The following is a 14437-nucleotide window of genomic DNA, read 5'->3' on the forward strand; positions in this document are numbered from 1 at the left end:
GCTTGAGGGTTGAAAGGGTATTGCTTGAGGGTTGAAAGGGTATTGCTTGAGGGTTAAAAGGGTATTGGAGGGGGGATGAGCTCGGGCTTAACGGCCATTAGGAGGGGCTGAAGTGAGCCATCAGTAGAGATGGTGACTTTACAGCCAATCACGCAATTTAGACCGCAAGCGCAGAGTTGCTTGGGAATGGATCTGACTGACTCGGGATTCGCTGACACCCAACACGGCGCCTATTTCTTTGAGGTTCAGTTCTTCGTCGTAATAGAGCGATAAGACCAACTGTTCACGTTCTGGTAACGCTTTTATGGCAGTGATCAAGCGACCGTTCATTTGATCGGTCTGGTGGCCTAGGTGGGGTGCTACGGTGTCGGATACATCCGGTCGGCCTTCATCCGTTTCCGAATGATTATTCTCGACCAACTCTTCAAAACTGAACAACCGTGACCCTTGGGTATCTTTGATCAACATATAGAATTCGTCGAGGCTGATGCCCAGTTCTAAGGCCACCTCGGGATCTTGGGCATCGCGGCCCTCACGCATCTCGATTACTCGAATCGCATCGGCTATGCGCCGGGAATTGCGGTGCACGCTGCGGGGAATCCAATCGCCCTTGCGGATTTCATCGAGCATGGAACCGCGAATTCGAATCCCAGCATAGGTCTCAAAACTAGCCCCTTTGCCCGCATCGTAATTATTCGCCGCCTCAAATAAGCCAATCATGCCCGATTGAACTAAATCGTCCAACTGAACACTGTCTGGTAGTCGCGCTAATAAATGATGGGCGATGCGTTTAACCAGCACCCCATACTGTTCTACTAACTGCTCGTAATCGATACTGCGTTGCGTGTCATACATAGTATAGTTCTGCACCGACATGTCAGGCTGCCCCGACACCTTGAATTAAGCGTTCTACAAAGAACTCCAAGTTGCCTTTCGGCGAGCTGGGTAAAGGCCAGGCGATCACTTTTTGCGCTAGGTCACGATACGCCACCGACGCTTTAGAGCGCGGATAGGCCTCCAATACAGCTTTTTGGCGCTGCACCGACTTGCGTACCGCTTCATCCATGGGAATGGCGCCGCTGTATTGCAACGAGACGTCCAAGAACCGATCGGTTACCTTGGCCAGCTTGTTAAACAGCATTTGACCTTCTTTTGGGGTCCGAACCATATTGGCCGCGATACGAAAGCGGTTCATGCGACAATCGCGATTAAGTACTTTGATCAACGCGTAGCAATCGGTCACTGACGTGGGCTCATCGGTCACCACGATAAGCGCCTCGTGAGCGGCGCGCACAAAGCTGGTCACGGTTTTAGAGATACCCGCTGCAGTGTCGACGATCAACACGTCCATATACTCGCCCAAGTCGCTAAAGGCCGTGATAATACCCGCGTGTTCAACCTCACCTAAGTTGGTCATATGCTGCGAGCCCGAAGAGGCCGGTATGATTTTAATACCGGCCGGGCCTTCAACCATAATATCCAACAGGCTGGCTTGGCCGGACAAAACATCGCCGAGGTTTCGGTTAACCGACAGCCCCAGCAATACGTCCAGGTTGGCAAGCCCTAGGTCGGCATCTAACAGGACAACTCGCTTGCCAAGCTCGGCCAATCCAATGGCAAGATTGACCGATACATTGCTCTTTCCGACACCGCCTTTACCGCCGGTGACCGCAATTACCTGTATTGGATTTAAACTTTTCATTACCTATTACCTCAATTCCCGGCAGTAAAGATCACTTCTTGATGTTTGCTGATCTGCCGGCGAAATTCTATTGCGACATCGGTGGGTCTAAACAGAACCCTCCGGTGTGGCGCTGGTCGCGCTGTTCTAACTGGCCGTCGCTAATTTTTGGCGCTCTGGCTTTAAGCTCTGCACCAATCGCTTGGTTAATTTTTGCGCATCTCCAGGTTCGATATCCTGCGGAATATTCTGGCCGGTGGTGATATACCAGATGGGCCAGCGATGTTTCAAGACGGGCTCTAAGATCCCGCCAAAACTGTCCGATTCATCCAGCTTAGATAGGATCACGGCATTAAAAACCAGTGCCGGCAGCTGGCCGACAAAGCGGGTGACCGACGCCGGTTGCATGGTGGCCGGTAAGACGAGTACCGTTTGAATATGCGGCGCCATGGCTTCGCTGCGCATCAATTTGTTCCAATGGACCAGCGCTTCCGCGCTGCCACTGGTGTCAATCAACACGGTACGCTTCGACGCCAAGCTACTCAGCACGCTCGACAAAGAGTCGTCTTCGGTCATGGCATGGAACTCAACGCCCAAAATATTGCTGACTGAACGCAAAATTTCTTGTCCGCCGACCTGAAACCAATCCAATGAGACCACCGCGACTGAATCGGCACCATAATCCTTAACACAATGAGCGGCCAGCTTGGCTATGGTGGTGGTTTTACCCGCCCCCGTTGGCCCCGTTAAGGCGAACAGCCCACCCTCGGCAAGCGGCTCGTAGAGCGGGCTGTCTAAGGCCGATGTTAACCGGGCAACTATTTTGCGCCAGTTCTGCTCTAAGAGGTCTTCGCGATCGAAGCTCTGCAACAGCTTGGCCGCTAAGACATCGCCAAAACCGAGCGACTTCAGACGCCCTTCTAGGCGCTCATATTGCACTGACGTGGCGGTCAAAGGCGTATGCAGCTGTTCGGTCTGTTCTTGTAGCAGTTCACGCAGGCCGTCTATTTCGCGCCGCAACACCTTAAAGTCTGCTGCTGCTGCCGCGGCGGGGGCTGCGGGCGTGGCTTGTGCGGCCCAGCCTGCTCTAGCCGGCTCGACAGCTGGTTCGGATGCACGCGTGGAGCGGGCCATCGGCCGCTCGGCCAGGTTTACTCGGCGATGGGCAACTTCCGTTTGGGGCTGGTTCTTGACCTGGCTGAAGGCCTGCTGATTCTTACCCGCCATTGAGGCAAAAAGATCTTTCATCGCCTGCGGGTTAAGCGGATCGGTTTTATTTAGACTGGCCGCGGGCGGCAGTGCCGCAGGCGCTATCGGGCGAGCGGTAACGGCAGCGGGGGCATCCTGAACCTCGGGTAGGGTCTCTTGGTAAAGCGCAAACTCGTATTCATCGACACCCGCGACTATCTCCAAGCCATTGCTGAGCTTGCGACTGGACAGGATTACCGCTTCAGGCCCGAGGACTTCACTGATCGCTTTCAACCCGGACTGCATATTGGCAGCGGTAAATCGTTTAATCTTCATCAGCTAATCCTCATTGACCACCGACGGTCGCTACAATGGTAATGTGTTTGTTGTCTGGAATTTCTTGGAAACTCAGGACTTTTAAATTAGGTACCGCATGGCGGACAAAACGCGCCAATAACATTCTTAAAGAAGCCGCGACTAAGAGCACCGCCGGTTTACCTTCCTTATCGAGATTCTTCACCGTATCACTGAGCGACGATTGCAGGCGCTCGGCCATACCAGGCTCCAAGGCAATACTGTCAAGATTTCCATCAGCACCGGCCTGTTGAATAGTCTTATGCAACAATTGCTCCAATGCTCGATCTAATGTGATAACTGGGATTTCTTTTTCGCTGCCGACCAGACTTTGGACGATCATTCGGGCCAGACCCATGCGCGCCGCATTGGTCAAGACGTTGATGTCCTGTGACCTAGGCTGCAAGTTGGTGATCGATTCGGCAATACTGCGCATGTCGCGGATGGGCACGCTCTCAATCAATAGGTTTTGCAATATTTTCAGCAATTGGCTCAGCGAGACCGAGTTGGGCACCAGCTCTTCCGCCAATTTTGGCGAGTGTTTCGCCAATAAATCGAGCATCTGCTGCACTTCTTCGTGCCCGAGCAGCTCGTAAGAGTGCTGCGCCAACAGATGGTTGACGTGGGTCGCGACCACGGTACTGGCGTCGACTACGGTATAACCGAGGGTTTGCGCCTTATCTTTTTCCCGCAGATCAATCCAAACCGCTTCCAGGCCGAAGGCTGGATCGATGGTCTTAATGCCTTCCAGAGGACCAAATACCTGGCCAGGGTTAATCGCTAACTCACGATCGGTATAGACTTCACCGTCCGTCACCGCGACGCCCATCAGCGTCAATTGGTAGGCATTGGGCATCAGGTCTAAGTTGTCCCGAATGTGGATCGACGGCACCAGAAAGCCCAGGTCTTGCGATAATTTTTTCCGAATACCCTTAATGCGACCCAACAGCTCACCGCCTTGGGATCGATCGACCAACGGAATCAGGCGATAGCCGACTTCCAAACCAATGACATCAACCGGCTGGACATCGTCCCAGCTCAGCTCCTTGGTTTCATTGCTAGGCTCCAGAACCGGCGGCAAGCCACCGCTGGCGCGGGCATCGCCCAATGCTTTGGGCTGATTGGCCGTCCGGCCGGCTTTCATCGGCAACATCGGCTCACCTAGAAGCGCCTTCTCCTTGAGACTGATCCACAACGCACCCAGGCCGCATAGGGCCGCCAACATTAGGAAGACAAAATGTGGCATGCCCGGCAAAATGCCCATTACGAAGAGCACAAAGCTGGTAATACCCAGGGCCCGCGGGGTGGAAAACATCTGATTGACGATCTGATCGCCCATCTCTTCACTGCTGCTGTTGCGTGTCACCATGATCGCCGCGGCTACCGAGAGCAACAGGGACGGTATCTGGGCAACCAGGCCATCACCAATGGTCAGCAAGGCATACTTTTGCACCGCATCGGCAAACACCAAGTCGTGCTGCACGATCCCAATAATCAGGCCACCGATAATATTGATCACCAAAATCAAGATGCCAGCGACCGCATCGCCGCGCACGAATTTTGACGCGCCGTCCATCGACCCGTAAAAATCGGCCTCTTGCGCCACGTCCGAACGGCGAATCTTGGCCGCCTCCGCGTCGATCAGGCCGGCATTCAGGTCAGCGTCAATCGCCATCTGCTTGCCGGGCATGGCATCCAAGGTAAACCGGGCACTAACTTCAGAGACTCGACCGGCACCCTTGGTGACAACGACGAAGTTGATGATCATTAAAATTGCAAAGACCACCAGGCCGACGGCGTAGTTGCCACCGATCAGCACTTCACCAAAGGACTCAATCACCTTACCCGCAGCATCACCTCCTTCATGACCGTACATCAGCACGACTCGCGTGGAGGCGACGTTGAGCGACAATCGCATCAGGGTCGCAACAAGGATAATGGTTGGAAACACCGCGAAATCGAGTGGCCGTAAAACGTAGATAGTGACCAACAAGACCACTATCGAGAGAGCGATGTTGAAGGTGAAGAAAATATCCAAGAGTAAGGTCGGTACCGGCAGGGTCATAAGGCCGAGCAAGACTAACAATAGAATCGGCACCCCAAGCAATCGCTGCCCAGCAACCTTGGCACCTTGGCCGGTATTCTTGAGTACCGCTGCACCGTCGACATTGCGGAAGTTGGTGCCGGCGGTGCGAAAATTATCTAAGAGTGCCATGGGTCAATTTTCTGTCAGATTCTATAAAGTACTGCTTATAACGCAAAAATCGCGCCAAAATGTGATCCATTTGACAAATAATAGCGTGACCCGCCCTGACGCCTTTCTCCGGCGGCTCTCGGTGGCCGAAGGGGCAAAAAAATGGCCACCTTGCACGGCCTAACTGGGCGCGCAAGGACCGCTTAAAGCCAGGCTGAAGGCCGGATATAGTGGAGCCGGCAGCGAACCCCGTCGACATTGGAACGGCCCGTAACGGGTTCGCCATTGAGCAGAATCGGTCGGTCCTTCCAGGCGTGGGGGACTCCGAGAGTGATCAGTTGCCATTCTGGCTTATAGTAAGATCGATCGAGTGACAGGTGACATTCAACCTGTGCTGCACTCTTGTGATACCCTATGGACAAGCGAGCATAACGGTTCTCTGCTGGATTGGCGGTCAGGCCATCGTCATCGCGAAACAGCATCCGGCCGTGCTCTGCCCCGTCAACAATCAAGATGCGCAATTCCTTTTGGGCACGCGCTGTTGAGCTCCGATAAGGCGCCAACGGCAATATGGCACCCGCCTTGAGGTAGATCGGAATGTCATCAAGATCCGTCTGCGCGAGGACAAACTGCCCACCGACCAGGCTGCAGTCACCGACCAGGCTGTACCACAGGCCCTTGGGTAACCAGACCGAGCGGGCGACGCCACCGGCGACCAATATCGGCGCAACCAGCAGGGCGTCCCCGAACATAAACTGATCGCTCATATTTTCGGTCTGCTCGAGCTGCTGTTCCAGCCAAAACATCGGCCGTAAAATGGGCTGGCCGGTTTCGTGGGCATCGCGAAACAGTTGGTAGAGATAGGGTAGTAACTTATAACGACGGTGCATTGCGTGCCGCACTCTAGTGGTCCATGGCTCGGCGAAAGACCAAGGCTCTTGTCGAACCTGACCAATGGCACAGTGATTGCGCATCAGCGGGTAGAAACAGCCCAGCTGCATCCAGCGGGTAAAGAGCTCCGGCCGACTGTCGTCCATAAAGCCACCGATATCGACGCCGGTAAAGACGACGCCGGACAAGCCCATATTGAGCAACATCGGCACACTTAGGCGCAAATGCTCCCAAGAGGATCGATTATCGCCGGTCCAGACCGCCGCACTGCGCTGGATACCGGCGTATCCGGCCCGAGTTAGGACAAAGGGTCGCTGCGCGCACTGCTCCACTATCGCGCTCGCCGTGGCTTCGCACATCAGCAGGCCATAGGCGTTGTGCACGGCTTCGTGCTCGACTACCGCCCCATCGATATGATGGCGCGCATCGGCGTCCAGCGTCATGCGCTCATTGAACACCGCCGGCTCGTTCATATCGTTCCAAAAGCCCTGAATACCCATATCGGTATAGTAGCGATGCAGACCCTGCCACCACTGTTGCACCCTTGGCTGAAAAAAATCGGGCCAAACCGTTTCGCCGGGCCAAACCTGACCTTGCCAAACCTCGCCCTGGGCGGATTGAACAAAATAGTCGGCCAACATGCCTTGCTGATAAACTCGGTAGTGCGGATCGCGCTTGATCCCGGGGTCGATGATTGGAATAACGCGCACTCCGTCGGCCAATAGGTCATCGACCAGCTCCGGCGTTTGCGCAAAGGTCGTTGGGTCGAAGCTGAAGACCCGGTAGCCGTCCATACACAGTATATCCAGGTACAGCGCGTCCAGGGGCAGGTCATGGTGCCGGAAACCCTCGGCTATCGCCCGGACCTCTTGAGCACTTTGGTAACTGTGGCGCGACTGCTGGTAACCTAAGGCCCATTTTGGTGGCAAAAACGGACGACCGGTCAACCGGGTATAGAGATCGATTAGCTCACCCAGGGTCTCGCCGGTAAATACATAGAGATCCAGCGCACCGCGGTCAACGCTGATACAGACCTCATCGGTCAAACTCAGATCGAAGCGGCTGCGGCCGGGATTGTCGAGAAAAATGCCCATCCACCCCTGATCGGTCGACACCGTCATAAAGGGAATGGACTGATAGAGCTCATCGGTCGCGGCGGTGTGCGGCAAGAAGACATCTGAATTCCAAAAAGTCCATGCCCTACCCTGCTTATTCAAATCACCGGTCTTTTCACCCAGGCCATAGACTGGCCAGGCATCTGGCAGTGTCAAGTACAGGTGCAGACCCTCGGCGCTGTCGGCGTAGAGACCCCGGGACGTTGCCAGCCCCTGACCGTGTCGATGCACGGCAATTTGCCACTGCTCGTCCGGCAACCAGGACCATTCGATTTGATTGGGCAGATCTGCAGGGTGAACGGCGCGGCTGGCGGGCAAAACGGCCACGCTGGTGATCAATGGTTCGCCCAGACAGACCCGGATCAGGTTGGCCGATAGCTGGGTGACCGATAGCGGGTGTTTATCGTGGTAGATGCGGGTCGAGTCGGTTACCACCAGTGGGTTTGAACGGTAGCGCACCCGGTGCTGACTTGGCTGGTCCGGCCCCAATACTCTTTCAGGTTGAACGGCAAAACTGGAACGGGTATTGAGCTCAGTCATACTTTCCCATTTTATTGTTTTTCACAGTCCCCCCATCCTATCGCCTGGTCCGGCGCTGCCCAAGGCGGAATCGGTTTAGGGTTGAAATAGAATCACGTCTTGCAGAGGGTTGAAATTGGCTCAACGGTTAATGATTTAACCAAGGTGGAGTAGCCGTATGGTGGCTTGGTGGGCAGGCCCGAGAACGGGCCAGCAGTGCGACGCTGCGCGTCACCCTATAAGCGCAACGGCAACGCTTGAGGGGCAGATTAGACGGTCAATTCGTCCTGCCAGATGACCGACTTGGTTTGGGTTTGTTGAGCAATACTATTGTACCGCTCTTCCAGTTGGTTACGGCGTATCTTCAGGGTCGGGGTTAATAACTCGTTTTCAATGGACCAGCTGTCGGTAACCACCACGATGCCGTCCAGCCGGGCATGAGATTCCAAAGTGGCATTCACCCTATCCAAAGTCTCCTGCAGCGAACTGCGCAGCTGATCCCGATTGGTGTCGTGCAGATGCTCCGCCATTACCACGATGGCGACCGGCTGCTTGCGACCGGATCCCATCACCAAGAGTTGATCGATATCGGGGTTGGCCGCCAATAGGGACTCAATCGGCACCGGCGCAACATATTTGCCCTTGGCCGTTTTGAAGGTGTCCTTGACTCGACCGATGATCTGATAGACCCCATCGGCCGACTGGGTCGCCTTATCGCCGGTGTGAAACCAGCCATCGCTGAAGTTGCGCTCGGTTTCCTCGGGGTTTAAATAGTAGTGACTGAACACCGCTTCGCCGCGCACCAGTATTTCACCGCTATCGGACAGGGTCATATCGACACATTTGGCCGGTGTGCCAATGGTGCCAACCCGATCGGCCCTAAACGGCAGGTTCGAACAGGACAGGCCAGCGGTTTCGGTCATGCCCCAGCCTTCGCAGATATCGATCCCGATGGTTTGATACCAGGACAAAATAGAGGGTGAAATGGGCGCGGAACCACAACCCATCAAGCGTGCTTTGTCCAAGCCCAAGCCACGGCGGATTTTTCCGGCCAACAAGCGACCCAGAAGCGGCACGCGCAGCAACTTGGCTAAGCGCTCGGCCGGCACCTTAGCAAACACACCGGTTTGAAACTTGGTCCAGAGCCGGGGCACCGAGACGAAAACCGTCGGCCGGGCGAACTGCAAGTCCTCGACAAAGGTTTCAAGCGACTCGACGAAATAGAAGGTGGCCCCGCCGTAGAGGCCCGGCCCCTGAATCACACCCCGCTCGACAATATGGGCCAACGGCAGATAGGACAGAATACGATCTTGGTCGGCGACCGCCAGCCAAAGTTGGTTTTCGGTACAGGCGGAGGCGTAGTTGCGATAGCTGAGCACCACGCCCTTGGGTTCGCCGGTACTGCCTGAGGTATAGACGATGGTCATATCATCGTCCAATGCCGGTGTATGCAAGGCTGCTAACGGTTCGTTCTGTTGCAGCCAGTCGCTCCACTGGTGATCGGCCTGCAGCGTCTGATAGGGATAGGCAATGCGCGGAATCCGACCATCGATCACCTCAGCGGTGGCCTCCAGATCATCTAACTTACCGACGAAAATGGCTTTCGCGCCGCTGTGCTGCAGGACAAAGCCAATCGTCTGGGCATTGGCCGTGGCAAAGATCGGTACGCTGATCAGACCGGCCATCATGATGGCCCAGTCCGATATGTACCATTCGACTGAATTCTTGGCATAAATGGCGACTCGGTCGCCCTTCTCTAAGCCTAATGACAGCAATCCCGAGGCGACCTGGCGCGCTTGGGTTTCAGCCTCTTGCCAGCTGGTCACCTGCCATTGACGGTTGACCGGCTGATAGAACATTGGCTTATCGGGATGGCTCTGCGAGCGCTGTACCAGTATCTCAATGGGCGTTTTATAGGTCATGGATGTGCCTCTTTTTTTTGTAATATTAAGACCACTTCACCAAAAATTGCTCCATAGCGCAAGCGCTAAGCTTGATGGGCTACTCTTATGTGAACAAGTGATTGCATTGTCGAGGTGACCGCATTACCGTCACCTGATCCTCTAGCGTCCCCTTAGGTAGGCCTATTTTGAGTCGTTTAAATCCTGCGCAATACGTAATTTTTTCAGTTACCTTTCTCGCCGCTTCATTAGTGGCCAACTTCGTCTTGTTTCAAGCCAGTGCGTCGCGTGACGACCAACTTGACCGAGCAAACCAGTCTGTCACCCGGCTGACGCAAGCCCTATCAAGCGACACCAGCACGAGATCGGATCAGTCGGCGCGGCTCGAAAACATGGCTGCGCAGCAACAGGACATGGCTCAAATTGTCGATGACCTTCAGGGGCATATAGCCAATTTGAATAAAGAATACCAACAAACCCTGACGATGGCACAACAGTCTGAACAGTCCTTGGCTCGGTCACGCTCCGATAATGCGGCACTCGATAGCGAGTTGCAGCGCTCTCGGCTCGACCAGGCAGAGGCCCAGAAGACCATCAATAATCAACTGCGCATGCTGCGCCTCAGTGCCGATAGCGGGCCCAGTGCGGCTAAAAGCGCTCTACAGGATGAACTGCAGGATCTGGCGAAACAATTAACCTCGTTGTTCCCCGATATAGTTGTATCGCAACGCGCTGCTGGTGACGCCGTACTCGACATCCCCTTGGCGCTCATCTTCAAACCGGCATCTTTGCAATGGGTCGATAATATCGACGCCCTACTGCGCCCCTTAGCCAGCTCACTGCAGAACCTGCCCAATGCCGAGTTTTTAATCATCGGCCACTCCGATGCCCGGCCAATCGTCTCTTCCTGGGCTGAAAATTATCCCTCTAATTGGGAACTGAGTTCAGCGCGGGCTAGCAAGGTCGTGCAATATTTTGTCGACTTGGGTGTATCGGCCGAACAAATGACTGCGGCCGGCAAGGCGGCCAACAGCCCGGTGCGAGCCGAAGACAATGCAGCGGCTTGGCAAATCAATAGGCGCTTGGAGATTCGAATCGCCAACTAAGACTGCGCTGCCCCGCTCGGTCGTATCCCGATGGGACGGCAGACTAAGCCAACCTGGCCACTGGCGCCGAAAAAAGAGTTGCATCTTCGAAGAGGGGTGGTAAGATGCGCCCCGCTCTCCACATGAGCACTGTGTCCCGTTCGTCTAGTGGCCTAGGACACCGCCCTTTCACGGCGGTAACAGGGGTTCGAGTCCCCTACGGGATGCCACCTTTTTTTGTGCATCGTAGACTCGCTTTACATTCTCTCCAGCTCACATTGCGTGACCTTTGTTGCTCCGCAACGCAAATTCTTCCAGCTCCCCCTGTTCAGATCATCGAGTCCCTTAGGGCTAATACTTCTTTTAGGCCGCGTAAACTCGCGTTAGCAGGTACATTAGCGTGACCTTCGCCGTTTCATAAGCCTCCGCATATGCGCCTTAAGCTATGATTTGGCATTGAAGTTGGTCACGGTGGTGGCCAGTTTTATAATTATTTGGTCCTTAACCTTACTTCGCGTCGAGGCATCCAGATTGTCTAACAGCGTCTGATCTATGCGTAAGAGAGCACTCACGCCTTCGGAAAATACCCAGGTGGTGCGAGGAATATTTAGGATAAAGCCAACTTCCCCGAAAAACTCACCCGGCTTAATAGTCGCCACGGGTTCAGCATGTCGACCCACGCAGACCAAGCCCTTACCACTTAACAGCACATAGAAACAATTATCGAGCGCATCCTTTTCGATAATGGCTTCGCCCGGACTGGCAACATACATCTGAGCATATTCGGCCATCGGGGCCCGTTCGTAATTGGTGATTTTCTCGAAAAAAGGAATCTTGGCCATCAATTGCAATAACTTCATAGAGGAAACTTGGCTGGTACGCTTCACACATCATTCCTAATTTATACGCTTGAGTCGACGCATCACCATAAACCAAATAGCGCATATTGCGAAACCTTTGTTTCTTGCGCACAATGGCGGGATATTCCGCGTTCGAGTGCATTTATCCAATGGTCTCAAAATGGGCTACACGTTTTCATCAAATGGCCCTATTGGTCGGGTCCTGGAGTAAAGACCCTTCTACCCAGGTCGGCGCCGTCATCACCGAGAGCAATAGAATTGTATCGGTCGGCTTTAATGGGTACCCCCATGGTATTTCAGACAGTGCCCAAACCGATAATCGGGAAATGAAGCTGCTCAAAACACTGCATGCAGAGGAAAATGCCATCCTCTTTGCCAAGCGGGACCTGACCGGCTGTGATATCTGGGTAAGCCACTTCCCCTGCCCGAACTGCGCCGCCAAAATCATTCAAACTGGTATCGCCACGGTGCATTGCCCAGAACAGTCGGCTGACTTCCTGTCGCGCTGGGGTGACAAGATACAGATTAGCCAAGAAATGCTGGCGCAAGCCGGTGTTTCGGTCGACTGGATGCCCCTAACAAGCACGGCGTCCGAGTAAGGTTTGCAGCGCATGGCTCGGCCAGCGGGTTGCACGCTCAATTGAATCTCGAGCACGGCCCAATTCAAAACCGCTCAAGCGCCCGCGATTATCACGGTCCTGCCCGCAAACAAGACCCTCCCTGTGCATTGCCTGAATTAAGCCTGATGCATGCGAACCCTGCTCCAGCTAAGGCTTTGATATTCAGCGCATGTTGAAGCGGCCTTTTAGTAAAAAACGCCACTTGTCAATTTTCTCTTGAAAACGTTACCAAGCCGTTCCATAATGTTGCATCGCCTACAAAAAACGTTAATAAAAAAAGGCCTAAATCGTGCATTCGAATAATTCTAGATCCTGGTCAGATACCCTGACTCCTTGGTACTTCCTGGCACCAGCCATCGTGATTTTTATCGTCTATGTGGTTTTTCCGATTGGCCAATCTATTCTGATGAGCTTTTACCAATGGGATGGCATCGGTGAAAAGGTTTTCATCGGCTTCGGGAATTACCTAGAGTTGGGTGAGGATCCCCAATTTTGGACCAGCCTGGTCAACAATATTCTTTGGCTGCTGTTTTACATGCTGGCGGTCCCATTGGGCTTGGGCATCGCACTCTTTCTAAATCAGGAAGTCTTGGGTATTCGCGCCGTGAAATCGCTGTTCTTTTTCCCCTTTGTTATCTCCCAGGTCATTATCGGGATCGTTTTCTCCTGGTTCTATGACCCAAGCTATGGCCTGCTGCAGGACATACTTGCGCTGGTCAATATAGATCCGCTGCCTATTTTAGCCGATGAAGGCTTGGTGACCTACGGCATTATCGCGGCCGGCTTATGGCCTCAGGTGGCCTACACCATGATCCTGTTCCTCACCGGCCTCAATAATATCAGCCCTGATCAGATTGAGGCGGCCCGCATGGACGGCGCCAAGGGCTGGTCTATGCTGCGCTACATCGTGATTCCCCAACTGCGCCCGGCGACCTTTATCGCCGTAGTGGTCACGGTTATCGGGGCTTTGCGCTCGTTTGACCTGGTTGCGTCTATGACCGCCGGTGGGCCTTACGGCAGCTCATCGGTATTGGCCTACTTTATGTACGAACAGGCTATTTTCAACTATCGCATGGGCTACGGCGCGGCCATTGCGACGGTATTATTTTTGATAATGCTCATCTATATCGCCTTTTTCCTGTGGCGCATGCTAAAAGACGAGCGAGGTTAGGACTATGTTTCCCACTCCCATTGCACAAACAAAGAAAACCACCCAGGTTGGCTACAAGCTGCTATTACCAATCGCGGTGATTCTCTGGCTCTTGCCGCTGGCGGCGGTCTTTATGACCTCGGCCCGCTCCATTGTGGACATCAACGCCGGTAATTACTGGGGTTTGCCGACAGAATGGAATTTGATCGAGAACTACACTGCCGTTTTTGCCAGTACCAATATGGCGCGCTATTTACTGAACAGCCTGTTGATCACCCTGCCGGTGATGGTAGGTTCCGTGTTCTTGGCCACCTTGGCCGGCTTCGCCTTGGCGAAGTTCAAGTTCCGCGGCAACTTACTGATCTTCGCACTCTTTATCGGCGGAAACTTTGTGCCCTTTCAGATTCTTATGATTCCGGTGCGCAACCTGACCATCGATCTGGGCCTCTACGACACTATTTGGGCGCTGATCTTTTTTCATGTTGCTTTCCAAACCGGCTTTTGCTCACTCTTTATGCGCAATTTTATTATTGGCATACCCGAGGAGCTGTTGGAGAGCTGTCGATTGGAAGGCGCCAGTGAATGGAAGATCTTCTACTCGATTATCTTACCCTTAGTGCGGCCCGCACTCGCCGCATTGGCCGTGCTGATTTTTACCTTTGTTTGGAACGATTATTTTTGGGCATTGATCTTGGTGCAGTCCGATGAAGTGCGGCCGGTGACGGCCGGTATCAGCGCTTTGCGCGGTCAATGGTTGGCGTCGTGGAATCTCATCTCGGCCGGGGCGATCGTCGCGGCCTTGCCGCCGGTGGCCCTATTTTTTGCCATGCAAAAACACTTTATCGCCGGCTTAACACTGGGTGCGACCAAGGGGTAGTA

The 14437-nt window shown here is 54.0% G+C and carries 11 protein-coding genes and 1 tRNA gene; 5 read left to right on the forward strand and 7 right to left on the reverse strand.

Translation table 11 applies throughout. The features are described 5' to 3' along the window. Positions 1–138: 138 nt before the first annotated feature. The 6 genes from AC4FIC_RS10705 to AC4FIC_RS10730 form a co-directional block, all read right to left on the reverse strand. Positions 139–855 (reverse strand): RNA polymerase sigma factor FliA, encoded by a 717-nt coding sequence (locus AC4FIC_RS10705; protein ID WP_100258756.1) that lies wholly within the window; start codon positions 853–855, stop codon positions 139–141. Positions 856–877: 22 nt separating this feature from the next. Continuing rightward, complete coding sequence (locus AC4FIC_RS10710) at positions 878–1702, reverse strand: MinD/ParA family protein (RefSeq protein ID WP_100257571.1); 825 nt, start codon at positions 1700–1702, stop codon at positions 878–880. Positions 1703–1828: 126 nt separating this feature from the next. Beyond that, the gene (gene flhF / locus AC4FIC_RS10715; RefSeq protein WP_100257572.1) at positions 1829–3205 is read right to left on the reverse strand and encodes a flagellar biosynthesis GTPase FlhF; all 1377 of its coding nucleotides are present in this window, start codon (positions 3203–3205) and stop codon (positions 1829–1831) included. A gap of 10 nt (positions 3206–3215) precedes the next feature. Then, complete coding sequence (gene flhA, locus AC4FIC_RS10720; protein WP_100257573.1) at positions 3216–5438, reverse strand: flagellar biosynthesis protein FlhA; 2223 nt, start codon at positions 5436–5438, stop codon at positions 3216–3218. A 182-nt stretch (positions 5439–5620) separates the two neighbouring features. Continuing rightward, complete coding sequence (locus AC4FIC_RS10725; RefSeq protein WP_476194981.1) at positions 5621–7963, reverse strand: glycoside hydrolase family 31 protein; 2343 nt, start codon at positions 7961–7963, stop codon at positions 5621–5623. A gap of 248 nt (positions 7964–8211) precedes the next feature. Continuing rightward, on the reverse strand, positions 8212–9864 hold the full coding sequence (locus AC4FIC_RS10730; RefSeq protein WP_100257575.1) for an AMP-binding protein: 1653 nt from the start codon (positions 9862–9864) through the stop codon (positions 8212–8214). A gap of 167 nt (positions 9865–10031) precedes the next feature. On the opposite strand from AC4FIC_RS10730, the gene AC4FIC_RS10735 reads away from it, so the two are divergent. Together AC4FIC_RS10735 and AC4FIC_RS10740 are read left to right on the forward strand one after the other, a co-directional pair. Then, complete coding sequence (locus AC4FIC_RS10735; RefSeq protein ID WP_476194272.1) at positions 10032–10949, forward strand: OmpA family protein; 918 nt, start codon at positions 10032–10034, stop codon at positions 10947–10949. 133 nt (positions 10950–11082) lie between these two features. Then, a tRNA-Glu gene (locus tag AC4FIC_RS10740) sits at positions 11083–11158 on the forward strand. A 213-nt stretch (positions 11159–11371) separates the two neighbouring features. Here AC4FIC_RS10740 and AC4FIC_RS10745 read toward each other — a convergent pair. Continuing rightward, positions 11372–11815: a cyclic nucleotide-binding domain-containing protein gene (locus AC4FIC_RS10745; protein ID WP_145980285.1), complete on the reverse strand. Its 444-nt coding sequence runs from the start codon at positions 11813–11815 to the stop codon at positions 11372–11374. A 122-nt stretch (positions 11816–11937) separates the two neighbouring features. On the opposite strand from AC4FIC_RS10745, the gene AC4FIC_RS10750 reads away from it, so the two are divergent. The 3 genes from AC4FIC_RS10750 (at position 11938) to AC4FIC_RS10760 (ending at position 14435) form a co-directional block, all read left to right on the forward strand. Next, positions 11938–12387, forward strand: coding sequence for a dCMP deaminase family protein (locus tag AC4FIC_RS10750; RefSeq protein WP_100257578.1), 450 nt, complete (start codon positions 11938–11940; stop codon positions 12385–12387). A 310-nt stretch (positions 12388–12697) separates the two neighbouring features. Next, the gene (locus AC4FIC_RS10755; protein WP_476194273.1) at positions 12698–13579 is read left to right on the forward strand and encodes a carbohydrate ABC transporter permease; all 882 of its coding nucleotides are present in this window, start codon (positions 12698–12700) and stop codon (positions 13577–13579) included. A gap of 4 nt (positions 13580–13583) precedes the next feature. Further along, positions 13584–14435, forward strand: coding sequence for a carbohydrate ABC transporter permease (locus AC4FIC_RS10760; protein ID WP_100257580.1), 852 nt, complete (start codon positions 13584–13586; stop codon positions 14433–14435). Positions 14436–14437 lie beyond the last annotated feature (2 nt).

The organism is Reinekea sp., from assembly GCF_982785585.1.

What these genes read in the sequence shown, in the direction of transcription:
- AC4FIC_RS10725 (WP_476194981.1), bottom strand. Translation starts at nt 7,963, where the DNA reads ATGACTGAGCTCAATACCCGTTCCAGTTTTGCCGTTCAACCTGAAAGA.
- flhA (WP_100257573.1), bottom strand. Translation starts at nt 5,438, where the DNA reads ATGGCACTCTTAGATAATTTTCGCACCGCCGGCACCAACTTCCGCAAT.
- AC4FIC_RS10730 (WP_100257575.1), bottom strand. Translation starts at nt 9,864, where the DNA reads ATGACCTATAAAACGCCCATTGAGATACTGGTACAGCGCTCGCAGAGC.
- AC4FIC_RS10705 (WP_100258756.1), bottom strand. Translation starts at nt 855, where the DNA reads ATGTATGACACGCAACGCAGTATCGATTACGAGCAGTTAGTAGAACAG.
- AC4FIC_RS10710 (WP_100257571.1), bottom strand. Translation starts at nt 1,702, where the DNA reads ATGAAAAGTTTAAATCCAATACAGGTAATTGCGGTCACCGGCGGTAAA.
- flhF (WP_100257572.1), bottom strand. Translation starts at nt 3,205, where the DNA reads ATGAAGATTAAACGATTTACCGCTGCCAATATGCAGTCCGGGTTGAAA.
- AC4FIC_RS10750 (WP_100257578.1), top strand. Translation starts at nt 11,938, where the DNA reads ATGGTCTCAAAATGGGCTACACGTTTTCATCAAATGGCCCTATTGGTC.
- AC4FIC_RS10760 (WP_100257580.1), top strand. Translation starts at nt 13,584, where the DNA reads ATGTTTCCCACTCCCATTGCACAAACAAAGAAAACCACCCAGGTTGGC.